The sequence below is a fragment of the Serratia sp. X10 genome, assembly GCF_017811775.1.
GTDB lineage: Bacteria > Pseudomonadota > Gammaproteobacteria > Enterobacterales > Enterobacteriaceae > Serratia > Serratia ureilytica.
Window position 1 is genome coordinate 691,916 of sequence record NZ_JAEIOH010000003.1, and the last position, 22,883, is coordinate 714,798.

The window sequence follows — 22,883 nt, forward strand, 5'->3', positions numbered from 1 at the left end:
GCTCACTCTTCCGTCAGCGCCAGATGAAGGCGATCGGTCAGCGGTTTGAACAGGTAGTTCATCATCGAACGCTCGCCGGTGCGGATGAAGCCTTCGACCGGCATCCCCGGGCGGATCTCCAACCCGTTCAGGCGTTGCAGCCCCGCTTCGCTGACCTTGGCGCGCACGCTGTAATAGGGCGCGCCGCTTTTCTCGTCGGTCAGGCGATCGGCTCCGACCAGCGTCACCTCGCCCTCAACGCGCGGCGTGGTGCTTTGGTTAAACGCCGAGAACAACAGCTCGACCGGCAATCCCACCTGCACCTTGTCGATCAGCTCGACCGGGATACGCGCCTCCACCTGCAGCCCCCGATCGCTGGGCACGATCTCCATCAGCTGCTGACCGGCGCCGATCACGCCGCCTTCGGTGAACACGCTCAGCCCCACCACGGTACCCGCCACCGGCGCTTTCACCTGCGTATGGCCCAAATCGGCCTCCGCCTTGGCCAGGCGGTTATCCAGTTCGTCCAGCTTCATCCGCACCTCGGCCAGCTGGCTGCTGACCTCTTTCTGATACTCTTCCCGCCGCTGGATCGCCCGCAGCTTCAGCTCCAGGATCTGGCGCACCAGGCGGCCGATATTGCCGGTATCCTCGGACGCCTGGCCGTCAATCTGCGCATACTGTCCTTCCAGATCCAACAGCCGATTGCGCGCCACATACCCCTGCGCCGCCAGCTTGCGCATGCCGCCCAGCTGCTCCTGCAACATGGCCTTTTGCCGCTGTTTGCTGGCGTAAGACTGCCGGATCCCCTCCAGCATCGCCTGCGATCCGGCGATGCTCTCCGCGATCGCCGCCAGCTCGCTCTGCAACGCCGCACGACGGCTGGTGAACAGCTGCTGTTGCAACAGCATCAACGACATCACCTCCGGCTCCTCCCGCCGCGCTTGCAACAACGCGGGAAAGGCGATCGCCTGCAGGCCGTCGCGCTCGGCCTGCAGCCGCGCCCGCTGCGCGGCGTTGCTCAACTGCTGGCTGCGCAGCGCATCGCGCTGGGTGCGGCTGTCGACGGTATCCATCAGCAACAGCACCTGCCCGGCGCGGACCCGGTCGCCTTCATGCACCTGAATTTGCGACACCACGCCGCCGCTCGGGTGCTGTACCGCCTTGCGGTTACCGGCCACCACCACGCTGCCGGAGACCGGCACGCCTTTGTCCAGCGGCGCCAACAGCCCCCACAGCAGGAAACCGCCAAACCCCAACAGCACCAGCCAGCCGCCGAGCCGCAGATGGCGCCCTTCGTCGAACTGTCGTGAAAGGGCGTCGATATCGCCGGGGATCACACTCTGATTGCTCATACTTTTCGTTCACCGCTGGCCGTTTTGGCAAAGTTGGCGTAGTTGACGTTGAAGCCACCGCTGCTGCGGCCGACGTTGGCCGGTACGGCAGCGGGCGCAAAACCAGGCAACTTTTTCAGGATGGCGTCACTGGGGCCGAAGTGCTGCACCTGGCCAGCGGCCAGCACCAGCAATTTGTCGGTGGTCGCCAGGATCGCCGGTTTGTGAGTCACTAACACGATGGTGGTGCCGCGCGCCTTCAACGCTTCGATCGCCCGCTGCAGCGCCTCTTCCCCTTCACGATCGAGGTTGGCATTCGGTTCATCCAGCACTACCAACGCCGGAGAACCGTACAGCGCGCGCGCCAGCGCCACCCGCTGACGCTGACCGCCGGACAGGCCGCTGCCGCCCTCACCCAGCTCAGTTTCATACCCTTTGGGCAAATGCAGTATCAATTGGTGCACGCAGGCCAGCGCGGCCGCGGCCACCACCTTCTCGGCGTCAACCTGGCCAAAGCGGGCGATGTTTTCCGTCAGGGTACCGGCGAACAGCTGGATATCCTGTGGCAAGTAGCCGATATGCGGCCCCAGCTGCTGTTTATCCCACTGCCGGATATCCGCGCCGTCCAACCGCACGTCGCCGCTGAGCGGCGTCAGCGCGCCGACCAGTTGGCGCATCAGCAGCGTTTTGCCCGAGCCGGATGCGCCAATGACGCCCAGCACCTCACCGGCCTCCAGACGAAAACTGACGCCGTGCAATACCGGTGCGCTCCCGCCGGGCGCGCTGGCGGCCAGCTGATTCACGGTCAAGGTGCCATTGGGGGCCGGCAGCGGCAGGCTCGCCGCCTGCGGCGGGTTGGCGGCCAGCATCACTTCCAGCCGCTGCAGGGACTGGCGCGCCGACGACCACTGCTTCCAGGCGCCGATCAGCTGATCGATCGGCCCCAGCACCCTGCCGATCAGGATCGATCCGGCGATCATCATGCCCGGCGTAATGTCGCCGTTGACCGCCAGCAGCGCGCCGCAGCCCAACATCAGCGACTGCAGCGCCAGCCGCACGGTTTTCGACCAGGCGGTGACGGCGGCGATTTTCTCGCTGGCGCGGTTCTGCAACAGCAGGAACTGCTGATGCTGCCGCAACCAACGCAGGCGCAAGTCGGTCAGCATCCCCATGGCGGCAATGGCTTCGGCGTTGCGCAGGTTGCCGTTGGCCTGTTGCGTGGCGCTCAGCGCGACCCGGCCAGCCTCCGCGAGCGGCGCTTGCGACACCCGCTGGTTGAGCCAGGCCAGCAGCACCAGCACGATTACCCCGGCGCTGGCCAACGCGCCAAGCCAGGGGTGGAGCAGAAACACCACCAGCAGATAAACCGGGAACCAGGGCGCATCGAAGAACGCAAACAGCGCATTGCCGGTGGCGAACTGGCGCAGGTTGGTCAGATCGTTCAGCGCCTGCCCCGCCAACGGGTTGCCGGTTTTCAGATTGGTTTCGAAGGCGGCGTCGTAGACCCGCTGATTGAGGCGCATATCCATCTGGGCGCCGAGGCGGATCACCACCTGGCTGCGGACCCACTCCAGCAGCCCCATAAACAGGTAAAGGCCGACCACCATCAGGGTCAGCATCGCCAGCGTCATGCGGTTGCCCGACGGCAACACGCGATCGTAGACCTGCAGCATGTACAGCGCCGGGGCCAGCATCAGCAGATTGATCACCGCGGTAAACAGTGCGATGCCCCAAAATCCGCGCCGGTATGCGGCCAGCACGCTCATCACTTCTCCGCGCCTGACGGCGTTTTTCATGGCGTTTTCCATCGGCTAAAAACGAGAAAACGCCCGCCGGGGCGCGCGGCTCCGGCGGGCAAACGGCCGCGATCAGGCCGCCAGCAGTTCCGGGCTGTCGGCATGCTGCACGCCCACCGCCGCCGCCGCCGCCACCTGATCGAAGGTGGAATTGACGCTCAGGCCGTAGTCGTCGAGGATGCCGTTCAGCGCGGTTTCCAGCGCGCCGGTATCGCCGGACATCAGGCCGTACACCACCTGGTGCACCACGCCATCGTGGCCCTGCGCCTGCAGGCTGCTGAGATTCAGGCCGCCGAAGCTGACGTCAGGCACCTGGATGTTGTACGGCGTAGAGCCGCCGCCGTTAAGGCCGTCGCCGAACGACAGCGAATCCAGCTGGCCGTACAGGGTGTGCGCCGGTGCGTTGAACAGGGTGTAGGTCAGGTTGCCGCCCGCCACGAACGAGGTGATGTTATTGGCGGTGCTGGTCACGGCATATTGGCTGCCGGACAGGCTGCCGCCGTAGAAACCGCCGCTGTTGGAGTCGGTGACATTACCGTTGGTGTGGTTGATATCGCCAAACGACGACGCCCACTCGTTCAGATAGTTATGGATGCTGTAGCTGCCGAAACTGCTGTCATAATTGACTGAAAATGCCATTTCTCTATCTCCATTGATGAACGGCGCCCCTTGCGAGGCGACCTCTGTGCTCAACGATGAGCAACGCCCTTTTACTGCTTAAAAACGGTACTCCACCCCGCCCTGCACGCTGCGGCCGCGCCCCAGGGTATTAGCCAGCGTCTCGCCGTAGCTGACGACGTAGGCGCGGTTGGTCAGGTTCTCCACCGAGCCGCGCAGCGTCAGGCTGTCGGTCAGCTTGTAGCTGGCGTACAGATCGAACAGGGTGTATTTCGGCCAGTCGGCCAGATACGGGTAGTTGGACGGCACCGAGCTGTCCTGATAGCCCGGCGCGAAGCGCACGGTCACCCCGGCGTCCAGCTTGCGATCGAAAGCGCGGCCGCCCAGCGTCACCGAACCGCGATCGCCCGGCAGGTAAGCGGCGGTGCCGAACTGCGAGCCGCCGTCGCACGTGACGGCATCATTGGACGCGGCATCCGGTTCAACATAGAAGTTGCCGCGGCGCGAACCGTCGCCATAGCGCAGGCGTCCTCCCAGCCAGGCTTTGTTCGAGCAGAACTCGTTTTTGCCGATCATGTGGGTGTAGGTCAGATCGGCGTAGAACACCCCGGTGTCATAGTTGAGCTGGTACTCCAGCCCGCGGAAGCGGGTTTTCGACAGGTTGTTGACGTAAGCGGCATTGCCGATGCTCGGCTGCACCAGCCCCGGTTTATTGCGGTCTATCGCCAAATTGATGTAGTTATCCACTTTGGTATCGAAGTAGGCCACCTTGGCCACCAGCCGATCGCCCTCAAACCACAGATCCGGCTGCTGCACGTTGAACCCGACTTCCCAGGCGCGCGAGCGTTCGGCCTGCAGAAACGGGTTGGGGTATTGCGTGGAGGAGCCGTGCGCACTGCCGTTGGTCAGCGTTTCGGTGATCGCCGGCGGCCGCCAGGATTTGCCGTAGGTGGAATACAGCTCCAGCCACTCCACGCCGGGACGCACCGCCACCGCCAGCGTCGGCGACAGCTTGCCCTGATCGCGGTCAACCGCCCAATCTTCGCGGGTGGTGGTTGAACAACCGGTCAGACGCAGCGCTTTGCAAGGATTGTCAATCGTGTAGCGTTGCCCATCCTTGGCCAAATCCGAATAGCTCAGGCCGGTCTGGCCGCGCAGGCGATAGCGGTCGTAACGCAGCCCGCCCTCCAACGTCAACCAGCCGTCGTAGTCGTAGGTCAGGTTGGCGAACAGGCTGGCGACCGAACGGTTACCGGCCGGCGTCACCCCTTCCATGCCCTGACGAGAAGAGTCGCTGGTCGCCTTGTCGTAATAGAAATCCAACCCGTAGTTGGTGCGGAAGTCATGCCCCGGTGCCAGGCTGAAGCGCGAGGTGTTTTGCGCCTGCGCGCCATAGGTACGCAGCCGGGTACGCGTCGCGTAGCCGTTGTCCAGCAGCGAGCTGGTACTGTAGGTGTCGCTGTCGTCCTGAGTATCGACGTAATACAGCTTGGCCTGAAAATCGAGCCAGTCGACGCCTTCCGGCGCCAGGCTGTAATCAAACGCCGCGTTGCGCGCCATCACGTCGCTGTAACCGGTGCGCTTCCAGCCCAGTTCATAGGGTGGGCGAGTGCCCAGGTTGGTCAGCGTGCCGGCGATCGGCGACGCAGTCTGGGTCTGCAGATAGCTCAGCTGCAGGCGCTGATTGGCGGGCAGATTCCAGCCCACCTTGGCCAGCCGCGAGTGCATACGGTAATTTGTGTCGGGGATTTTGTTGTTCTTGATGCTCTCGGCGTAGCGATCGTAATTGCCGGTGTCATTATTGATACGAATGTTACCGATATCGCCCTTGTTGCCGGGCCAATAGTCGCCGAGATGGCGTTCGCTGGCGGCCAGCAGGATATCGCCGGCTTCGTTGCCCAATGCCAGTATGCCGCTGCCGATGAAGTGGGTGCCGTTATCGCCGGTGCTGGCGTGCAGCTTGCCGCCCAGCTCTTTGCCCGGCGCCAGGAAATCGCTCGCGCTGACGGTATTGAAGGTGGCGATGCCGCCGAGCGTGCCGGCGCTGCCCATGCCGCCGGTGGTGCCCTTGTCGATGGTCACGCCGGACAGCAGTTCAGAATCGATGTACATGGTGCCATTACGCTGTCCATGGCCGCTCTTTTGAAAATTCTGCCGCATGCCGTCGATATTCATGTTCACCCGGCCATAGTCTTGTATGCCGCGGATGTTGACCGACAGCGCCGGATCTTGCTGGCTGACGCTGGAATAGGCGCCCGTGGTCTGTTCCAGAATATCGGCCGCGTGCCGCGCCGGGCGGTTGTCCATCTGTTCGCGGCTGATGACGCTGACTGAGCGCGGTTCGTCGTAAACCCAGTCGTTGACGCTCATGCCGCCGGCCCCCAGCACCGTCAGGCTATCCAGCGCCAGCGCGCCGCCATCGCCGTTCGCCGTCGGCAGCCGGCTCAATACGATCTGCCCCTGCGGCTGCAGGCGGAAAGCCACCGGATTGCCGCCGATCAAGCGCCGCAGGCCCTGTTCAACGCTCATGCTGCCGTTCAGCGCCGCCGCCTGCATGCCGTCGAGCTTCACCTCGTCGAAAAACACCTGCATGCCTGCCTGCTCGGCGAAGCGCAGCATGGCGCTCTGCAGAGGCTGCGCCTCAATGTTGAAATTCTTTTGCTGTGCGGCCTGCGCGCCGCTCGCTTCAGCCTGCGCGGCGATCGCCACAACAGGCTGAGTCAGCACCATCGCCGCCAACGCAGCGCGTACCGCCGTGGCCAAGCGGCCGGCCGGCGTGGTTCCCTTGTGAATAAACATGCGTGTGTGTTCCACCCGAAAGAATGCCAAACCAAGTGATAATGGAAATCAATCTCGTTTAAACATAAGGACGTTCCGGAGGGTGAAAACCCGTAAAGATTTTTTACAGAAAGTAAAAATAGCGGCGAAACGGGTGTCCCGGCCCACCTGCGCCGCTCAGTAAAGCAGCGTGATGCCGGGGAGATTCAGCTGGCGGGCGGCGAGTTCCTGACGAATGGCGCTGACACCATCGTCGAGTTTATTGAGCGCGAACACGCCGCTTACCGTGCGCGCTCTCAGCGCAGGGGTGACAGCCACGATGCGCGTCTCGCGATAGCGGTTGAGCTGCGCGAGCGCCTGCGTCAGCGGTTGGCGGTCGATCACCAGCCAGCCGCGCCGCCAGGCATCATCGCCGGCCGTTTGCCGCGTCAGCCACAGCAGGCCGCTGCGGTAATGCGCCGCCTGGCGTTGCGCGACCACCAGCGAGCGCTCACCGCGCTCGAGCGTCACCCGCACGCTGTGCTGATGCACGCTGACGTCGACGCCCTGTCCGGTGCGCGCCACGCTGAACTCGGTGCCCAGCGCCTGGGTGACGCCGTTTTCCGCCTCTACCCTGAACGGGCGCTTTTCCGGCCCGTTCACCGGTGCGACGATAAAATAGGCGGCGCCGCTCAGCAGCCGCACCTTGCGTTCATTGGCGGAATAGGCCAGCGCGATCGCGCTGCCGCTGTCCAGCGCCACCCGGCTGCCGTCCGGCAACGTGACTTCGCGCACCTCGCCGCGAACGGTTTGATAATCCGCCTGCATGCCGATCCATATATCCGGCCCGCGATAAACGCCGAAGGAAACGGCGATCGCCACCGCCGCCGCCATCGCCCAGCGGGCTCCTCTACGGCGAAATGGCGTTTTCAGCGCCGCTACCTGCGGCTGCAGCGCCTGTCGCTGTTCTGGCGGCAGTTGCCCCAGCGTCGCCCACAGCAAGCGAGCCTGACGCAGCGCCGCCGGATGCTGCGGATCATCGGCCAGCCAGGCCTCCAACGCTCGCCGCTGGTCGGCGGCCAGCGCCCCTTCGGCCAGGCGCACGGCCCAGGCGGCCGCCTGTTGCCGCGACTGCGCGGTTAGCGGATTCATGATGGCATAGACCCCTGTTTTTTCTGGTTATAGGTTAAGACGTCTGAAGGTGGATAAACCCGTAAAAAAATTGTCATTATTGATCGTCCATCAACGTCATCAGCCGCTCCAGCGCGCTGGCCAGATGCTTCTCCACCGTACTGAGCGATACGCTCAGTTGAGCCGCCACCTGCGCCTGGGTCAGCCCGTCGAGCCGGTTGAGCCGGAAAATCTGCTGCGTGCGCGGCGGCATGCCCGCCAGCGCCTGTCGCAACAGCTGCAGCATTTGGCTGTCAATCGCCAACTGCTCGAGCGCCGGTTCGCCGGAGGGATACTGCGCCAGAATGTCATCCTCTACCGCATCAGTCTGTCGCCGCTGCTGCTGCCGCAGATGGTCAAGCATCAGATTCTTGGCGGTTTTATACAGGTAAGCCTCGATATCGAGAATATTGCCCTGCGGGTATTGCTCGGTGAGGCGGGTAAAACTTTCCTGCGCCAAATCCGCGGCCAGCTGAGGGTCGCGCAGTTTGGCGTTCAAGTAGGCTTGCAGCGGCCGCATATGGCGCAGAAACAGCGCCTGCAACTCGGAATTGGACATCTCTTTTCCCAGAAGTGAAACACCCAATAGGGGCGATAAAAATCACATAAATGATTATCATTATCAATATTGTTCTGGGAAATATGTGCTAAGGCGGGGATAAACAGGAAACCGGCCTGACGCCGGTTTCCGCTGGGCTGCAGGTCAATGCTCTAACGCCTCGTCCTCATAGCGGTGCTTGGCGTCGAGCGCTTCCTGCTCGGTTTCATGTTCACTGAGCAGCGTATTCGGCTCAATGTCGTCGGTACGCACCTCAAAGCGGCGCAGATGCAGGTTCGGGTCGCCTCGAAATACCTCTACGACGCGGGCGCTCCGTGGATAAGCAGGTTGATCATTTTCGCGCATGCCGTTCTCCCGTGTGTTTCACACAGTAGCAAGTATAGCAGCCGCCCTCATTCCGGCACGCGCGAACCGAGATCGCGATCGCCGGGGGCGCCCGTCAGCAGCTCGGTCAATTCATCGCAGGCGCAAATGCGGCCTTCACGCACGGTGAAGTGCGCCAGCACCCGCACGCGGCTGCAGGTGCCGTCACGCTTTTCCACCTCGACCAGATGGTGGGTCAGCACCGACTCATCCTGCGCCGCCGCCGCGAGCACCTCCAGCGTCATGCGGCGGGTTTGCCGCTTCAGCAGCGCCATATGTTGCTCAAACTGCTCGAAGTTCAGCACTTTGCCATCCACCTGCTGGCGGTAGCCTGCGCTGAAACGGGCGGCGAGCTGCGTCGGCCGATGCTCCGGGCTGGCGACCACCTGCTGCAGCGTATCGAGCACCAGGTTCAATGGGGTAAGTTGAGTCATCACGTTTCTCCGAAATGGGGTGAATGGCGATCCTATCCCGGCCAGGCGATGGCATAATAACCACATTAAGACTTTTAATAACGTTAAACGGCCAACATGACGCAGATCCGCAGCCAACGCCTTCAACATGAAAGAAAGCACCTGACGCCCTGGCACCGGCACGACGGCGGCCAGATCTATCTCTTGACGCGCGGCATGCTGGCGCTGGAACTGCCTGGCCGGCAATGGGCGATCACCGGCGGTGCGCTGGGCTGGCTGCCGCCGGGGTGCCCCCATCAGGCGCTGGCCTGTGGCGATGTGGCGGGCTGGAGTCTGTATCTGCCGGTGGAAAACGCGCCGGAGATGCCGCAGCAGCCGCAGCTGTTCACCGCCTCCGCGCTGATGCAGGCCCTGGTGGAACGCATCGCGCAGTTCCCCGCCGGCCCGATGAGCGCGCCGCAACGGCGGCTGCTGCAGGTGCTGCTGGATGAAATGCACACGGCAAGCCGCGCGCCGTTGCAATTGCCGCTACCGCAGGACGCCCGATTGCTGAACATCGCCCGGGCGCTGCTGAACGATCCCGCCAGCCTGCACAGCCAGCGCGACTGGGCCGCCTGGGCCGGACTCAGCCCGCGCACCCTGAGCCGCCGCTTTCTGCAGGAAACCGGCATCAGCTTCGCGCTGTGGCGCCAACAGGCGCGGGTATTGCGTTCACTGGAGGGATTATCACGCGGCGAAGCGGTCAGCGAGGTGGCCGACGCCTGCGGCTACGACAACGTCAGCGCCTACATCGCCGCCTTTCGCCGCCGCTTCGGCGTCACGCCCGGCGCGTACTTTGCAGCCGCTCGGCAAAGGGAATAAGAAAACGGGCGCCCAGCGCCCGAAGAGAAGAAAAGGTTATTTCACCGTCTCGCGCGGCAGCACCGCGAGGATTTGTTCCACCACCCGCTGAGGATCGGCGGTGCCGTCCATCACGTAATGCGCGGCATCCTGATACAGCGCTTCACGCGCGGCCAGCACCTCGAGCATCTCTTCGGCGATCGGCCTGCCGGTGAGCGTCGGGCGCTGCGCATCTTCCGGGTACTCTTCCAACCGCTGCGCCAACACGCTGGCCGGCGCGCGCAGGTAGATAACGGTGCCATGCTGACGCATAAACTGACGGTTTTCCTCCGCCAGGATCGCTCCGCCGCCGGTGGCAACTATAGTTGACGGTTTGGTCACAGTTTGCAACGCGATGGTCTCGCGGCGACGAAACCCCAGCCAGCCTTCGCGCTCGACCATTTCCGCCACGCTCATCTGCGCCGCCTGCTGCATAAACAGATCGGTATCGACGAACTGATAGCCCAACGCCAGCGCCAATGCGCTGCCTACCGTGGTCTTGCCGGCTCCGCGAGCGCCTATCATGAACAGGGTTTGTGTCATTACGGGTTGTCCCTTATGCGGTGACTTGAGTGCATTGCATACCAAAATACCGAGCGGGTGCGATGGCGTGGTGGCAGCATCATACCCTGCCCGCTCTGTATTTCAATATTTACGATAGTGTAAATTCCATGGCACAGCGACTGCCGGCGGCAAAGCCGTGCGCCAGATCCTCATCCAGATGCCGCCGCAAGGCGGCCGTGAGCCGCGCGTCGTCGAGCGGCCGGAACCCCAGCCGCCGGTAATAAGGCGCATTCCACGGCACGTCAATGAAGGTGGTGAGCGTCAGGCGAGCGGCGCCCTGGCGTTTGGCTTCTTCCGCCACCGCCCCGATCAGGCGGCGGCCGACGCCCTGCCGTTGCCAGGCACCGGCGACCGACAATTCGGCGATATGCCAGTCTTCCCCCTGAGCCTGCACGGCGATAAAACCGGCGCACTCGCCGTTGTCGCTTTCGGCCAGCCATTCACGGCGCTCGGCGATAAACGCGGCGTGCTGTTGCGGGCTCATCACCTCGCCTTCGGCGATAAAGCGCCACGCCGGCTGCTGGCGAAACAGCTGCGCCGCCGAGCGTTCAACCGCCATCAGGTGCGCGATATCCCGCTGCTGCGCCAAACGAATTTGCAGGCTCATGGGTTCTCCTTAACGTTGGGGCGGTTATTTAAGCAAATTTCACCGCCCGCGGCTCAGAAATCGATACTGCCGCGCAGCACCACCTCACGCGGTTCCCCCACCGCCACGCGCAAATTGCCGCCGCTGGACGGGTAATAGGTTTTATCGAACAGGTTCTTCACGTTCAGCTGCCATTTCACCCGATAGCCGTTGATCGGCATGGTGTAAGCGGCGAACGCATCGGCAACGGTGTAGTTATCCAGGTAGAAACTGTTGGCAGCGTCACCCGGGCGGCGGCCCACGTAGCGCGCGCCGGCGCCGATACGCACTTCATCGCCGCTGTACAGGCCCAGGCTGCCCAGGTTTTGGGTCAGGAACAGCGAGGCGGTGTGGCGCGCCACGTTGGTCATCTCTTTGCCCTTGTTGTCCGGATCGTCCACCACGCGCGCGTCGGTATACGCATAGGAACCGATCAGGCTGAGCGAGTCGGTGAGGTTACCGGCCACGTCCAGCTCCACGCCCTGCGAACGCACGCGCCCGGCGGTGCGCGTCACGGTTTCGCCCGCCACCAGCTCATTGACCATGACGTTGCGCTTGGTGATGTCGAACAGCGCCAACGTGCCGGTGACGCCGTTCGGCAGCGCCAGCTTGCCGCCAACTTCCCACGACTTGCCCTGCTCCGGCGGCAGCGAACCAATTTGGGTGGCGATGGAGGAGTTGGGCTTGAACGACTCGGTATAGCTGCTGTACAGCGACACGTAAGGCGTCAGCTTGTAGACCACCCCGGCGCGCGGCACCAGCTTGCCGTCCGAACTGTCGGTGTTGGTCAGGAACGGCCGCCCCTTGCCGGCATAGACGTCGAAAGCGTCGTAGCGCAGCCCGCCCATCACCAGCCATTTATCGGTCAGTTGGATGGAATCCTGCATAAACCAGCCGTAGCTGGTGAGGTTTTCCCGCTGGTCGCTGTCTTTGGCGCTGACCGCGGTCGAGGGCGGCATCAGGCCGTATACCGGATGATAGATGTTGAAATCGCTGTTCTTTTTACCGCGGATCATGTCGCCGCGGTAGGTGCGGTTATCTTCAAAATCGAAGCCGAACAGCATCTGGTGGTTGATGCTGCCCCAGTCCACGTCGCCATTGAGCGTCAGCTGCACCGCGTTGGCGTGGCTGACGGCGTTGGCGGTCGCATCGGCCTGGCGAACCAACACGCCTGTGACCGGGTTCAGATCCGTGGCGCGCGCCTGGTTGTCGCTGTAGCTGTTGCGGCTGTAGGCGTAGGTCAGCGAGCTTTTCCAGCGCTCATTGAGCGTTTGATCGATCTGCAGAGTGACGCTGTCCTGATCGCCGCGGGTGGCGTTATAGGCCTCGTCGAAACGGCGATCGCGCGGCGTATTCACCGGTTTGCCGGTGCGCGAATCGATAATGGTGCCGCGATCGAACGGCACCAGATATTCCATATGTTCATAGGCCAACCGCACGGTAGTGTTCTCGCCGTACCACATCAGCGAGGGCGCGATCACCGTTTGGCGATTGCGGCCAAAGTTGCGCCAGTAATCGGTTTCATCGTGATCGACGATCATCCGATAGGCAAACCCCGACGTGCCGAGCGGCCCGGTGACGTCGAGCTGGCCGCCGCCGCCGTTGAAGCTGCTGCCCCAGCCTTCCACGTGGGTATGCTGCTGCAGCTGGGGCTTCTTGGTGATCATATTGATCATCCCGCCCGGTTCCCCCATGCCGTACAGCATCGAGGCCGGCCCCTTGAGCACCTCCACCCGCTCGGTGGTCGGCGTGAAGTTGCGCGCCTGCACCGAGCGCACGCCGTCGCGCAGAATGGAGCCGTCGCGGTTGTCGCCGAAGCCGCGTTTCATTACCGCGTCCTGGGTGCCGCCCAGCGTGTTGGCCTGGGTAATGCCGCTGACGTTATACAGCGCTTCATCCAGGCTGCTGACCGCCTGATCGGCAATCACCTGCTGCGGCACCACGTCGATCGCCTGCGGCACGTTCAGCAGGTTGGTTTCGCTGCGGGTGCCGGTGACGCTGGTCAACGGCTGATAGCTCTGCACGCCGTCGGCGTCTTTGCGGCCGATCACCACCAGGCTTTCTTCCTGCGACGCGGTTTTTTCCGCCGCCCACGTCGGCGATGTCGCGCAGGCCGCCAACGGCAATGCACACCACCAACCACGTTTGTTGTTATTCATTATCTAACTGACTCCAATAGGTCCCTGAAAAAGGTAACGGCAAAAACTGCTGATACAGCTGTTGGAAGGTCTGCTGCGGGTTGATGTCGGCGAACAGATCCGGGTAAAACGCTTTGGCGAACACCTCGACCAGCACCACGTGGTACGGGCTGAGGTAAAAGTTGTGCCAGACGCTCCAGGCGCGGTGGTTTTTCACCGCCTGCAGGTTGGTCAGCATCGGCTGTTTGGCGATCAGCCGGCGGAAGCTGTCGGCGGCCTCTTGTCGGCTGACCTGCGGCCCGAGGCGCAGATCGGACAGCCGTTTGCCCTGCGGCCCGGCCATGCCGGTGGCGAGGTACACGTCGGGATTGGCACTCAGAATGGTTTCCGGGTTCAGCTCGCCATAAACCCCTTTGACGCTGGCGTTGGCGATGTTGTCGCCGCCGGCAAAGGTCAGCAGATCGCCGAGATTGCCGTGCGCGGCGGTGGTGCAACAGGTCTCGCGCCGCCCCAGATGCAGGTGCAGCATCACTTTGGGCTTCGGCCCCTGATAGCCCGCCAGGCGTTGCTGAATCACCGCCATATGCTGCTGATAAAACTGGATGAACTGTTCGGCGCGCTGCTGGCGATTGAGCACGTCGCCCAGCAGCCGCACGCTCGGCACGGTGTTGTTCAGCAGATCGATGCGCAGATCGACGTAGATCACCGCCACGCCGGCCTTGTTCAACGCAGAAACCAACCGATCGTTGTCGCCGTCTTCACGCGCATAGCGCGCCAGGATCACCAGATCCGGTTTCAGCTGCAGCAGGCTTTCGACATTGACCTGGCGAAAATTATTGCCGCTGATGACGGGGATCTGGGCTATCTGCGGAAACTTCTGCGTATAAAGCTGCCAGCTTTGCGCATCGAAACGCGCCAGATCCGCCGGCCAGCCGACGATACGCTGCGCCGGGTTGCCCGGCTCCAGCAGCGCCAGCGTATACAACATGCGGCTCTCTCCCAGCACGATACGCTGCGGATTGTCCGGCACCACAACCTGACGGCCGGTGATATCGGTCACCGTCTTCGCCTGGGCGGAGAACACGCCGAACCACAGAGAAAGCAGCAGTAAAATGAGGAAATTGCGCATGATTGAGCCAAAACGGGGAAACAGTGCGCGCATGATAATCACTCTCATTAGCACTTGCAATCCCGCGCCGCCATTGCCAAAAGAAATCCGGGAAACGGCGCCGGGCGCGCGGCAAACACGGCGAAACCGCTAAAATAACGGCTTTAAAAAGTTAAAAAAATGGCGGAAAAATCGGTTAAATAGAACGGGGAAACAGCTAAAAACCGGGAGATCTCCATGACTCAACGCATCATTCCGCTGTCGGAGTGCCCGCAGTTTGCCGATGTGTGCGCCGCCTGGGCATTCGGCCAGTGGGGTTCACAGCGCGGCGGCTCGCTGGAGCGCACCCAGCTGCGTTTCGCCCAATGCAGCCGGCCGAGCGACGACCACCTGACGCTGATGATGATCGACGGCGATCGCCCGGTGGGCATGGCCAGCCTGTGGCCCAGCGACGATCATCAGCGCCAGGATCTCACCCCGTGGCTGGCCGGCGTATTCGTGCATCCCGATCACCGCCGCAAGGGCATCGCCCACCGTCTGGAGATGGCGATCGTCGAGGCGGCGCGGCAGCGCCATCACTCGGTTCTGCATCTCATCACCGACAAATCGGAAGCGCTGTACGCCGGCTGGGGTTGGCAACCTCTGGAGCGCCGGCGGCAGCATGACGAAGAGGTGGTAGTGATGGAGAAAAAACTGTAGCTAACGCGGCGTACAGACATACACCAGCGCCGGCGGGAAGTTGCGCACCACCCGCAGGCGCTTCCAGTGAAAATAGCGTGACAGCAATTTTTCCGACAGGTGACTGTATTGGAACAGCACCAACGTGCCGTCGCGCGCCAGCAGCCGCTGCCGGGCCTGCTGAAGAATGCGCGCGCTGATCCTGAGCGGGATCGACAGCAGCGGCAGGCAGGAAAACACCACGTCGTAATCCGTGGCCATCCGGGTCGCCGAATGGCCCATCACCTGCAGCCGCCGATCGTCAATCCCGCGCAGCCGATGCACGAAATGGGGTTGGATCTCGAAAGCCTCCAGCGCCGCATCGGCGCGCATCCGCCCCAGGATGCGTTTGGTCAGCACGCCGTCCGCCGCGCCCAGTTCCGCGATCGACAGCGCCCGGGTCCACTCCACCTGGTTCAGCATCGCCTGACACAGCCACGGGGAAGAAGGCGCCAGCGTACCGACGGTGCGCGGTGAAGCCATAAATTGCTGCAGGTAAGCGAAGTGATTCATCAGTTGCAGTCGGGTCGCATTTAACATTGAGGCCTCCTTGGGTTAAGCCCTCAATGTGAGCCGAATTTCTTAAGTAATCATTAACATGATTCCGAAAGCGGCGGACACAGTTGTAATTAAATGCAACCTCATCAGCGGCGCGCAAAGAAAAACGGTCGCAATAATGACCTGAAAATAAGCCGCTTATACGCCGACTTACCAGATAATTATTACGACCGTTTATTTTTTTGGCCGCGTTGCCGCGGCCAAAGGGGAAAAAGCTAACGCTTAGCGATAAATTTCCGCATTACCGCGCCAGTTGCTGGAGTCCCCGGGGGTGTCCAGACCGATAATGCGATAATGACTGGCGCCGTCCGCCGCGGCTTTTTCTTTCAGGGCGGTGATGGCGTCATGCGGTGAGCCGCTAATGCCGGAAACCGACACCACGCCGAGGCTTTGCAGATTGGCGGCCTGCTCGCTGTTGACCTGTTTTACCGACGACAGCGGCGCGGCGAAAGTGGAAAATGAAGCGGCGGCGATCAATACGGCTGCGATGCTTGGGATAAGTTTCATGATTGACTCCAGGTGTTCTTGTTTATTAGCTCGTGGTCAGTGATGTTAATTATCCGCTAGCCAATGAAAACGGACGTCATGCAACGTAAAGAACATCAATCATTGTGAGGAGAATAAGGAGGAAGTGAGAGCGGGTGTGTATTTTCAGGCGGGAATGACTTTATAGACCTCACCTTACCCCTATTTGATGAACAATTAAAGACGGCGCGTGATAAAGAATGGGCGCCGCGTCTATTTAAGATTTTTTACCCGCCGGAGCGCGCTGAGCTACGCTGATTTTGTGGCTTACCCTTTTAAGGAAGAACGCTTATGTCGCAAAACCTGCTGCGCGTGCGTGACGGTCAGGGCGCGTCGGTCTCATTCTCCGAGCTATTGTTCGATCTGATCTACGTTTTCGCCGTGACCCAACTTTCCCACTATCTGCTGCATCACCTGACGCTGACCGGCGCGCTGGAAACCCTTCTGCTGTGGTTCGCCATCTGGTTGGCCTGGCAATATACCGCCTGGGTCACCAACTGGTTCAATCCGGATACCCGTCAGATCCGCCTGCTGCTGTTCGCGATCATGCTGCTGGGGCTGTTCGCCGCCGCCGCGTTGCCGCAGGCGTTTGGCGAACGCGGTCTGATCTTCGCCCTGTTCTACGTCGCCATTCAGGTCGGGCGCTCCGCCACGGTATTGCGCCTGCTGGCGCCCGATCATCCGTTAAAACAAAACTTTCGTCGCATTCTCGGCTGGCTATGCATCTCCGCCGTCTTCTGGATCGCCGGCGGGCTGGCGGAAGGCCATGCTCGCCTGGCGCTGTGGGCGATCGCCGTCTTGTGCGAGTACGTCTCGCCGATGTTCGGTTTTCGCCTGCCGGTGCTGGGGCGCTCGGACAGCAGCAGCGAATGGACCATCGAAGGCCACCATCTGGCGGAGCGCTGCCAGCTGTTCGTGATCGTGGCGCTGGGGGAAACCATTCTGATCACCGGCGCCACCCTGAGCGAAATGGAAAGCTGGAGCCTGCCGGTGCTCATCGCTTCGCTGGTGGCCTTTCTCGGCAGCCTGGCGATGTGGTGGGTTTACTTCGACACCAGCAGCAAAGCCGGCAGCCACGCCATCAGCCAGGCGGAAAACCCCGGCCAGCTGGGCGCTTATTTCCATTATGTGCACGTCGCGCTGGTGGGGGCGATCATCGTCTGCGCCGTGGCCAACGAGCTGGTGATCGCCCATCCCGACGGCCGCATCCAACACGCCACGGCGGCGGTGCTGCTGCTCGGCCCGGCGATTTACCTGTTCGCCAACGCGCTGTACAAACGGCTGGTGTATCGCCGCTTCCCGCTGTCGCATCTGGTCGGGCTGCTGGCGCTGGCGGTATTGGCCCCGATCGCCTATTTAACCGACCTGCTGATGGTCAATGGCCTGACGACGCTGATCATGGTGGTGGTGGCGGCGTGGGAGAGCATCTCGCGCGGCAAAGCGCCGCAGCGGCAGGCGGAAGCCTGAATCAAACGGGGGCGTCACCGCCCCCGCTGTGAGATTGATGACAAACCTCATGCCATTGCCGGGTTGCAGAGAGCATCGGATAAAAAAACAAGGAAAATCAATTTATTGATTTTCGGCTGATGGCCACAAAGGAGGAAAAACCACGTTTTTTCCTCCTTTGTCAACGGTCTGACGGGGGCGCAATCGCCCCCCGATGTCGGTCACTGCAAGGGTTGCGGCAAGGTGAGCACCCAGAGCTCACTCAGCGATTCCGGCTGCTCCAGCGGGCGCAATTCGATGCGGGCGTCGGTTTTGTCACCGTCGAGGCTCAACCGCCCTCCTTTCTCCAGCTGATAGTCGCCGATTTTCTTGCTCTTTGGCGACGCATCCACCAGCGTGGCCTGCAAGCCGAAATCATTGTCATTGATCACCGCCAGCGTGCGATCGTCGATCAGCGCCAACCCTTCCGCTTTCTCCTGGCGCCAGCCCAACTGACGCAGATCCGCCACTTGCCGTTTCTGCGCCAGCTTAACGCCGCGTTTAGCCAGCTCTTTCGCATCGTCGAACTCCAGCGCTTTACCCTGGCCGTCAAACGCGCTCAGATCGCTGGCCTGCGCGAGATCCACCAGATAGATCTTGTTGATCATCGACTTATCTTTACCGGTTCCCTGTTCAATCAACAGGATGCGCTGGTTGTCCAACGCCACGACATCGCCAATTTTGGCGTCTTTGGCTTTTTTATAGCTGTCGATATCGATGGGATAGCCGTACATGGCGGTTTTGCCACTGCGCGGATCGAAGCTCACCAGCCGGGTAAACTGCGCCTTGTTTTTGCTTTTGCCATCGACATCCAGCGTGCTCTGCACCGCCGCCAGAATTCGCCCGTCCGGCATCCGGGTCAATCCTTCAAAACCGCGGTTGGGCTGACGCCATTTCAGGATGTTCGGCAAACCGCCCGCCACCGCCTGTTCGCCGGCCTGCGGCGTTGGGCCATATTTGGCGAGGATTTTACCTTTGCCGTCGATATGGATCAGAAACGGGCCGTACTCATCACACAGCCAATAGCCGCCGTTGCCGTCACCGGTCACCCCTTCGGTATCCAACCCGCGGCGATCGCCGGACAGCGGCTGCAACGCGTCGTTCAACGCCACTTCGTTTGTAGAACCAATCAGCTCGCTCGGCAACGGCAGCCCGCCGATCGGCCCTTTCTCATCGTGCAAGGGCCGCGCATTCTCGGCTACGGCCTTGCCGCCGCCGATACGAATGTCCATCAACAGAGGCGTGAATTGCGGATTGGCGAAAATCTTGGCCTCTTGCTTGCCTACCGCCGGGGCATCGGCATTAGGACCGCGATCGGTCAGCGTCGTCAACACCAAATCGTCGCCCTGCTTCTTGTTGAACATCAATCCGGAGCCGATCCCTACCGGCAATCCCTGCGGGAAATGCTTGGCGAACGCCCCCTGATAGGCGACGCGTTCCCCGCCGGGGAAGCCGACCACATAACGCGCCACCTCAATATCAGCAGCATGAGCCAATACAGGAAACAGTGAAGCCAACAGCAGGGAGAGCGATTTTATTTTCATGTTTTTTTACCCGAGGTTGAATGAAGCGTTGTCAGGCAGAAGACGATATTAATTTAGCATGACACTTAGATGACAATAGGCGCTTCGTCAAATGTAAAACAGGCAATATGATTGGCTGGCAAATAGAAATTAGCAATTAACCCGAGCGTATTGAATGGAGAAAACCGCTGGAAAAAAATGCCCGGAAATAGCCCGTCATTTCGCTTAGGGTAAATTCTCATAGCGAAGATAAAAAAATCGGCAAACGCGCGCCAGTGCGGTGAAAAACAGTGTTTTTCCCATAGACAAAATAAAATACCGGGGATTTAATACCGCCGTTATTCAAGGTGCATTAAGAAAATTCTATAGAATATCTGCATGAACTGAAAAAGCTGTTCTATAGTTTTTAGTGCTAACGCCCGTTAGTCTATTCCGCAGGATGGAATCTATGTCAAAGCGACTTTTTGCTGAATTTTTTGGCACATTTTGGTTGGTGTTTGGTGGTTGTGGTAGCGCAGTATTAGCAGCGGCATTCCCACAGCTGGGTATTGGTTTCCTCGGCGTCGCGCTCGCTTTCGGTCTGACCGTAGTGACGATGGCCTATGCCGTCGGCCATATTTCCGGCGGGCATTTTAACCCGGCGGTCACCGTCGGCTTATTCGCCGGCGGCCGTTTCGCGGCGAAAGACGTAATCCCTTACGTTATCGCACAGGTGATCGGCGGTATCGCCGCAGCGTCGGTGCTGTATTTGATCGCCAGCGGCAAAGCCGGTTTCGACGCCACGGCAGGCGGTTTCGCCTCCAACGGTTACGGCGAACACTCGCCAGGCGGTTACTCTCTGCAAGCCGCAATCGTGATTGAGCTGGTGCTGACCGCCTTCTTCCTGATCGTTATTCATGGCGTGACCGACAAGCGCGCGCCAGCAGGCTTTGCCCCGCTGGCTATCGGCCTGACGCTGACGCTGATCCACCTGATCAGCATCCCGGTGACCAACACCTCCGTCAACCCGGCGCGCAGCACCGGCGTAGCGATCTTTCAGGGCACCTGGGCGCTGCAGCAGCTTTGGGTATTCTGGCTGGTGCCACTGGTCGGCGGCATTATCGGCGGCCTGATCTACCGCTGCCTGCTGGAAGACAAAAAATAAGCGCATCTTGTCGATAGCGTTTCGCGGGGCAGCCTTTATCGGCTGCCCCGTTGCTTTCAGCCTCTCGTCGCTTCAAACATCATGATATCGCTGGTGAAGGAGCCGTCCGGCTGGATGGCGAAATGCGCCGCCACCTCCTGCGACACGCTTTGCTGCAGCGCGCGGATCGCGGTGACGAAATGCGCCGGCGTGCGCATGCGCGCCACCCAACTGCCGAACTCCAGCGTCAATCGATCCGCCGTCACTTCGCGTACCATCAGCCCGGCCTCGGTCAGCAACGTCAGCCACTCGCCCGGCGCATAGTTGCGCACGTGCGAGGTGTCGCGCAGCACTTCCACGGTTTGCAGGTAGATATCCAGCAGCGGGTGCCCCGGCGAGACCACGTCCATAAAGATCGCGCTGCCGCCCGGTTTGAGTACCCGCCTGACCTCGCGCAGCGCCTGGCCGACATCGCGCCAGTGGTGCGCCGAATAGCGGCTGATGACCAGATCGAAGCTGGCGTCCTCAAACGGCAAAGACTCCGCCACGCCCTGCTGTTGCTGAATGTTGTTCAGGCCTTTTTCCGCCGCCGCCTGCCTCACCACCGCCAACATTTGCGCCGACAGATCGTAGGCCACCACCTGCGACACGCTGGCCGCCGCGGTGAAGCTGGCATGCCCGGCGCCGCAGCCCAGATCGAGCAAGCGCCCTTCGGCGTGCGGCGCCAGTAACTGCGCCAGGCGTTGCAAATCCTTGCCCTGCGCATGCACCGCGCTGGTTAAATAGGCGTTGGCCTGCTCGCCGAACTGCCGGTCTACCGCATCGTTATGGCTGTTGCTGTTGCTCATGTTTGCTCCTGTTATTATCCGGCTTGCGCCTGTGCCTGAAGGCTTTCGGCTACTATAATCAGGCTACTATACGGGTACAATATGAGCAGTTATCCTGGTATAAATAGGTACCATGCTATGTCATCAGAAGCCTTATCCGGGCCAAAAGCCCTCGGCGCGTTTCTGCGCGCGCACCGCGAACGCATCACGCCGGAAATGATCGGCCTGCCCAGCTCTTCGCGCCGCCGCACCAGCGGCCTGCGCCGCGAAGAGTTGGCGCAAATCAGCGGCATCAGCGCCACCTGGTATACCTGGATCGAACAGGGCCGCGAGGTGTCCATTTCCCCTTTCACGCTGGCGCGCATCGCCAAAGCGCTGCGGCTCGGCCCGGCCGAACGCCACTACCTGTTTACCCTGGCGCGAATCGCCGACCCCGAGCAGGAAGCGCACCGCGAAACCGCCAATGACGCGGTGCTGCAAAGCGTGCATCAGATGGCGGTGCCCTGCTATCTGCTGGACGTGACCTGGAACGTCGTCGCCTGGAACCCGCAGGCGGCGGCGCTGTTCAGCGGCTGGCTGGATGTGGCCAACAGCCCCAACCTGCTGCACTTCATGTTCTTCCACCCGTTGGCGAAAACGCTGGTCAGCGATTGGGAAGAGCGCGCGCGGCGCGTGGTGGCCGAGTTTCGCGCCGAGACCAGCCATCATCAAAACACCGAAGAGATGCGCGCCTTCGTGCGCAACATGACGCACAACAGCGCGGACTTTAATCACTGGTGGAAGCAACATGACGTCATGGCGCGCGAAGGCGGCGAAAGAGCGTTCGAGCATCCTCAGCAAGGCGCGCTGCGCTATCGCCAGCTCACCTTCCACCCGGCGGAGCACGCCGGTCTAAAGCTGGTGATGCTGATCCCGCTGCCGCAATTGGTAACAAATTCATAGGCAGGTTTACCCGCCATTTATTTATTGGTTCATGTAAACGCGCTAGGGTAATTGATACCGATGATAGTGATCATCCAGCACCGTTATTTATCTCCTGAGGTACTCCTATGCAATCCGAAGAACAACGCCTTATCGATGGTCTGTTTGGCCGCCTGAAAGAAGCCGAGACCAAGACGGGCCCACGGGATCTCCAGGCAGAGCAGCAAATCAACCAGCATATTCGCGAGCAGCCTTCCGCCCCTTATTACATGGCGCAGGCAATGATTATTCAGGAAGCGGCGCTCAAGCAGATGGATCAGCGGGTCAAAGAGCTGGAGGCCCAGGTGGCGCAGCTGCAGCAAACCGCCAACAGCCAGCAGAGCAGCGGCGGCTTTCTGGCCGGCCTGTTCGGCGGCGGCAGCCGCAGTACGCCAAGCCCGCGCGAACAGTATCAGGCGCAGCAACAAAATACGGCGGCCTGGAACAACGCGCAGCAACAGCCTCAGCAACCGGCCTATGCCCCACCGCAGCAGGCGGCGCCTTCGCGCGCCGGCGGCTTCCTGGGAGGCGCCTTGCAAACGGCGGCGGGCGTCGCCGGCGGCGTGGTATTGGCCGACATGCTGACCGGCATGTTCCGCCATTCTCAGCCGCAGGAAATCGTGAATATTATCGAGGAAACCCCGGCGCCGCTGGACGACAGCGCAATGCGCAATTTCGACGCCTCCAACAACCTGGATACCTTCAACAACGGCGATGGCGGCAGCTTCCTCAACCAGGACAACGGCTTCCAGAACGCCAACTATCAGGACGACACGGACTACGCCGACGACGATTATAGCGACGACGACGACTCCTTCCTGTAATCCCCTTCGCCCCCTCTCACCCGCAGAGGGGGATTTCC

General features: G+C 61.4%; 22 protein-coding genes. 6 read left to right on the forward strand and 16 right to left on the reverse strand.

Features of this window, described 5'->3' with window-relative positions:
• Positions 1–2: 2 nt before the first annotated feature.
• The 8 genes from J9788_RS13700 to J9788_RS13735 all read right to left on the reverse strand — a co-directional run bounded on the left by J9788_RS13700 (position 3) and on the right by J9788_RS13735 (position 9,010).
• Positions 3–1,334 carry an HlyD family type I secretion periplasmic adaptor subunit gene (locus J9788_RS13700; RefSeq protein ID WP_046897557.1) on the reverse strand — a complete coding sequence of 444 codons (1,332 nt, stop codon included), beginning with the start codon at positions 1,332–1,334 and terminating at the stop codon, positions 3–5.
• A complete protein-coding gene (locus tag J9788_RS13705) occupies positions 1,331–3,109 on the reverse strand; it encodes a type I secretion system permease/ATPase (protein ID WP_046897619.1) in 1,779 nt (592 codons plus the stop codon). Before J9788_RS13705 ends, J9788_RS13700 begins: the two co-directional genes overlap by 4 nt.
• A gap of 72 nt (positions 3,110–3,181) precedes the next feature.
• Positions 3,182–3,748 (reverse strand): heme acquisition protein HasA, encoded by a 567-nt coding sequence (locus J9788_RS13710; protein ID WP_046897558.1) that lies wholly within the window; start codon positions 3,746–3,748, stop codon positions 3,182–3,184.
• Between the two features lie 78 nt (positions 3,749–3,826).
• On the reverse strand, positions 3,827–6,526 hold the full coding sequence (locus tag J9788_RS13715; RefSeq protein ID WP_182265037.1) for a TonB-dependent receptor: 2,700 nt from the start codon (positions 6,524–6,526) through the stop codon (positions 3,827–3,829).
• A gap of 156 nt (positions 6,527–6,682) precedes the next feature.
• Positions 6,683–7,636, reverse strand: coding sequence for a FecR domain-containing protein (locus J9788_RS13720; RefSeq protein ID WP_019454233.1), 954 nt, complete (start codon positions 7,634–7,636; stop codon positions 6,683–6,685).
• 76 nt (positions 7,637–7,712) lie between these two features.
• A complete protein-coding gene (locus J9788_RS13725; protein WP_046897561.1) occupies positions 7,713–8,213 on the reverse strand; it encodes an RNA polymerase sigma factor in 501 nt (166 codons plus the stop codon).
• 144 nt (positions 8,214–8,357) lie between these two features.
• Positions 8,358–8,558: a YaiA family protein gene (locus J9788_RS13730; RefSeq protein WP_015376810.1), complete on the reverse strand. Its 201-nt coding sequence runs from the start codon at positions 8,556–8,558 to the stop codon at positions 8,358–8,360.
• 47 nt (positions 8,559–8,605) lie between these two features.
• Complete coding sequence (locus J9788_RS13735; protein WP_046897562.1) at positions 8,606–9,010, reverse strand: nuclear transport factor 2 family protein; 405 nt, start codon at positions 9,008–9,010, stop codon at positions 8,606–8,608.
• A 96-nt stretch (positions 9,011–9,106) separates the two neighbouring features.
• On the opposite strand from J9788_RS13735, the gene J9788_RS13740 reads away from it, so the two are divergent.
• Entirely contained in the window at positions 9,107–9,850 is a 744-nt protein-coding gene (locus J9788_RS13740; RefSeq protein ID WP_046897563.1) for an AraC family transcriptional regulator, read from the forward strand.
• A 36-nt stretch (positions 9,851–9,886) separates the two neighbouring features.
• On the opposite strand, the gene aroL is transcribed toward J9788_RS13740, so the two are convergent.
• The 4 genes from aroL to J9788_RS13760 form a co-directional block, all read right to left on the reverse strand.
• Positions 9,887–10,411, reverse strand: coding sequence for a shikimate kinase AroL (gene aroL, locus J9788_RS13745; protein ID WP_046897564.1), 525 nt, complete (start codon positions 10,409–10,411; stop codon positions 9,887–9,889).
• A 109-nt stretch (positions 10,412–10,520) separates the two neighbouring features.
• Positions 10,521–11,039 (reverse strand): GNAT family N-acetyltransferase, encoded by a 519-nt coding sequence (locus J9788_RS13750; protein ID WP_033642031.1) that lies wholly within the window; start codon positions 11,037–11,039, stop codon positions 10,521–10,523.
• Positions 11,040–11,092: 53 nt separating this feature from the next.
• A complete protein-coding gene (locus J9788_RS13755) occupies positions 11,093–13,216 on the reverse strand; it encodes a TonB-dependent siderophore receptor (protein ID WP_182265038.1) in 2,124 nt (707 codons plus the stop codon).
• Positions 13,209–14,324 carry an ABC transporter substrate-binding protein gene (locus tag J9788_RS13760; protein ID WP_182265039.1) on the reverse strand — a complete coding sequence of 372 codons (1,116 nt, stop codon included), beginning with the start codon at positions 14,322–14,324 and terminating at the stop codon, positions 13,209–13,211. The genes J9788_RS13755 and J9788_RS13760 overlap by 8 nt, the downstream gene beginning before the upstream one ends.
• Before the next feature lie 216 nt (positions 14,325–14,540).
• Between J9788_RS13760 and J9788_RS13765 the strand changes: the two genes are divergently transcribed.
• Complete coding sequence (locus J9788_RS13765) at positions 14,541–15,002, forward strand: GNAT family N-acetyltransferase (RefSeq protein WP_094142094.1); 462 nt, start codon at positions 14,541–14,543, stop codon at positions 15,000–15,002.
• Here J9788_RS13765 and J9788_RS13770 read toward each other — a convergent pair whose 3' ends face one another.
• Complete coding sequence (locus tag J9788_RS13770) at positions 15,003–15,560, reverse strand: class I SAM-dependent methyltransferase (RefSeq protein ID WP_182265040.1); 558 nt, start codon at positions 15,558–15,560, stop codon at positions 15,003–15,005.
• A gap of 240 nt (positions 15,561–15,800) precedes the next feature.
• Positions 15,801–16,085: a YdgH/BhsA/McbA-like domain containing protein gene (locus tag J9788_RS13775; protein WP_046897568.1), complete on the reverse strand. Its 285-nt coding sequence runs from the start codon at positions 16,083–16,085 to the stop codon at positions 15,801–15,803.
• A 309-nt stretch (positions 16,086–16,394) separates the two neighbouring features.
• Here J9788_RS13775 and J9788_RS13780 point away from each other — a divergent pair, with 309 nt between their 5' ends.
• Entirely contained in the window at positions 16,395–17,570 is a 1,176-nt protein-coding gene (locus J9788_RS13780; protein WP_182265041.1) for a low temperature requirement protein A, read from the forward strand.
• A gap of 200 nt (positions 17,571–17,770) precedes the next feature.
• Here the strand turns inward: J9788_RS13780 and J9788_RS13785 are convergent, their stop codons facing one another.
• Complete coding sequence (locus J9788_RS13785) at positions 17,771–19,132, reverse strand: esterase-like activity of phytase family protein (RefSeq protein ID WP_182265042.1); 1,362 nt, start codon at positions 19,130–19,132, stop codon at positions 17,771–17,773.
• Between the two features lie 427 nt (positions 19,133–19,559).
• On the opposite strand from J9788_RS13785, the gene aqpZ reads away from it, so the two are divergent.
• Positions 19,560–20,255, forward strand: a complete 696-nt coding sequence (aqpZ, locus tag J9788_RS13790) for an aquaporin Z (protein ID WP_033642023.1) — start codon at positions 19,560–19,562, stop codon at positions 20,253–20,255.
• Positions 20,256–20,311: 56 nt separating this feature from the next.
• Here the strand turns inward: aqpZ and J9788_RS13795 are convergent, their stop codons facing one another.
• Entirely contained in the window at positions 20,312–21,082 is a 771-nt protein-coding gene (locus J9788_RS13795; protein ID WP_182265043.1) for a class I SAM-dependent methyltransferase, read from the reverse strand.
• A 117-nt stretch (positions 21,083–21,199) separates the two neighbouring features.
• Here J9788_RS13795 and J9788_RS13800 point away from each other — a divergent pair, with 117 nt between their 5' ends.
• Both J9788_RS13800 and J9788_RS13805 read left to right on the forward strand, forming a co-directional pair.
• Positions 21,200–22,003, forward strand: coding sequence for a helix-turn-helix transcriptional regulator (locus tag J9788_RS13800; protein ID WP_046897572.1), 804 nt, complete (start codon positions 21,200–21,202; stop codon positions 22,001–22,003).
• A gap of 107 nt (positions 22,004–22,110) precedes the next feature.
• Entirely contained in the window at positions 22,111–22,845 is a 735-nt protein-coding gene (locus J9788_RS13805) for a DUF2076 domain-containing protein (RefSeq protein WP_046897573.1), read from the forward strand.
• The last annotated feature ends 38 nt before the right edge of the window (positions 22,846–22,883 follow it).

Coding starts and splice junctions, on each gene's coding strand:
- J9788_RS13725 (WP_046897561.1), bottom strand. CDS start 8,213: ATGTCCAATTCCGAGTTGCAGGCGCTGTTTCTGCGCCATATGCGGCCG.
- aqpZ (WP_033642023.1), top strand. CDS start 19,560: ATGTCAAAGCGACTTTTTGCTGAATTTTTTGGCACATTTTGGTTGGTG.
- J9788_RS13710 (WP_046897558.1), bottom strand. CDS start 3,748: ATGGCATTTTCAGTCAATTATGACAGCAGTTTCGGCAGCTACAGCATC.
- J9788_RS13805 (WP_046897573.1), top strand. CDS start 22,111: ATGCAATCCGAAGAACAACGCCTTATCGATGGTCTGTTTGGCCGCCTG.
- J9788_RS13740 (WP_046897563.1), top strand. CDS start 9,107: ATGACGCAGATCCGCAGCCAACGCCTTCAACATGAAAGAAAGCACCTG.
- J9788_RS13780 (WP_182265041.1), top strand. CDS start 16,395: ATGTCGCAAAACCTGCTGCGCGTGCGTGACGGTCAGGGCGCGTCGGTC.
- J9788_RS13735 (WP_046897562.1), bottom strand. CDS start 9,010: ATGACTCAACTTACCCCATTGAACCTGGTGCTCGATACGCTGCAGCAG.
- J9788_RS13715 (WP_182265037.1), bottom strand. CDS start 6,526: ATGTTTATTCACAAGGGAACCACGCCGGCCGGCCGCTTGGCCACGGCG.
- J9788_RS13800 (WP_046897572.1), top strand. CDS start 21,200: ATGTCATCAGAAGCCTTATCCGGGCCAAAAGCCCTCGGCGCGTTTCTG.
- J9788_RS13755 (WP_182265038.1), bottom strand. CDS start 13,216: ATGAATAACAACAAACGTGGTTGGTGGTGTGCATTGCCGTTGGCGGCC.
- J9788_RS13770 (WP_182265040.1), bottom strand. CDS start 15,560: ATGTTAAATGCGACCCGACTGCAACTGATGAATCACTTCGCTTACCTG.
- J9788_RS13795 (WP_182265043.1), bottom strand. CDS start 21,082: ATGAGCAACAGCAACAGCCATAACGATGCGGTAGACCGGCAGTTCGGC.
- J9788_RS13720 (WP_019454233.1), bottom strand. CDS start 7,636: ATGAATCCGCTAACCGCGCAGTCGCGGCAACAGGCGGCCGCCTGGGCC.
- J9788_RS13765 (WP_094142094.1), top strand. CDS start 14,541: ATGACTCAACGCATCATTCCGCTGTCGGAGTGCCCGCAGTTTGCCGAT.
- aroL (WP_046897564.1), bottom strand. CDS start 10,411: ATGACACAAACCCTGTTCATGATAGGCGCTCGCGGAGCCGGCAAGACC.
- J9788_RS13775 (WP_046897568.1), bottom strand. CDS start 16,085: ATGAAACTTATCCCAAGCATCGCAGCCGTATTGATCGCCGCCGCTTCA.
- J9788_RS13785 (WP_182265042.1), bottom strand. CDS start 19,132: ATGAAAATAAAATCGCTCTCCCTGCTGTTGGCTTCACTGTTTCCTGTA.
- J9788_RS13730 (WP_015376810.1), bottom strand. CDS start 8,558: ATGCGCGAAAATGATCAACCTGCTTATCCACGGAGCGCCCGCGTCGTA.
- J9788_RS13705 (WP_046897619.1), bottom strand. CDS start 3,109: ATGAAAAACGCCGTCAGGCGCGGAGAAGTGATGAGCGTGCTGGCCGCA.
- J9788_RS13750 (WP_033642031.1), bottom strand. CDS start 11,039: ATGAGCCTGCAAATTCGTTTGGCGCAGCAGCGGGATATCGCGCACCTG.
- J9788_RS13700 (WP_046897557.1), bottom strand. CDS start 1,334: ATGAGCAATCAGAGTGTGATCCCCGGCGATATCGACGCCCTTTCACGA.
- J9788_RS13760 (WP_182265039.1), bottom strand. CDS start 14,324: ATGCGCAATTTCCTCATTTTACTGCTGCTTTCTCTGTGGTTCGGCGTG.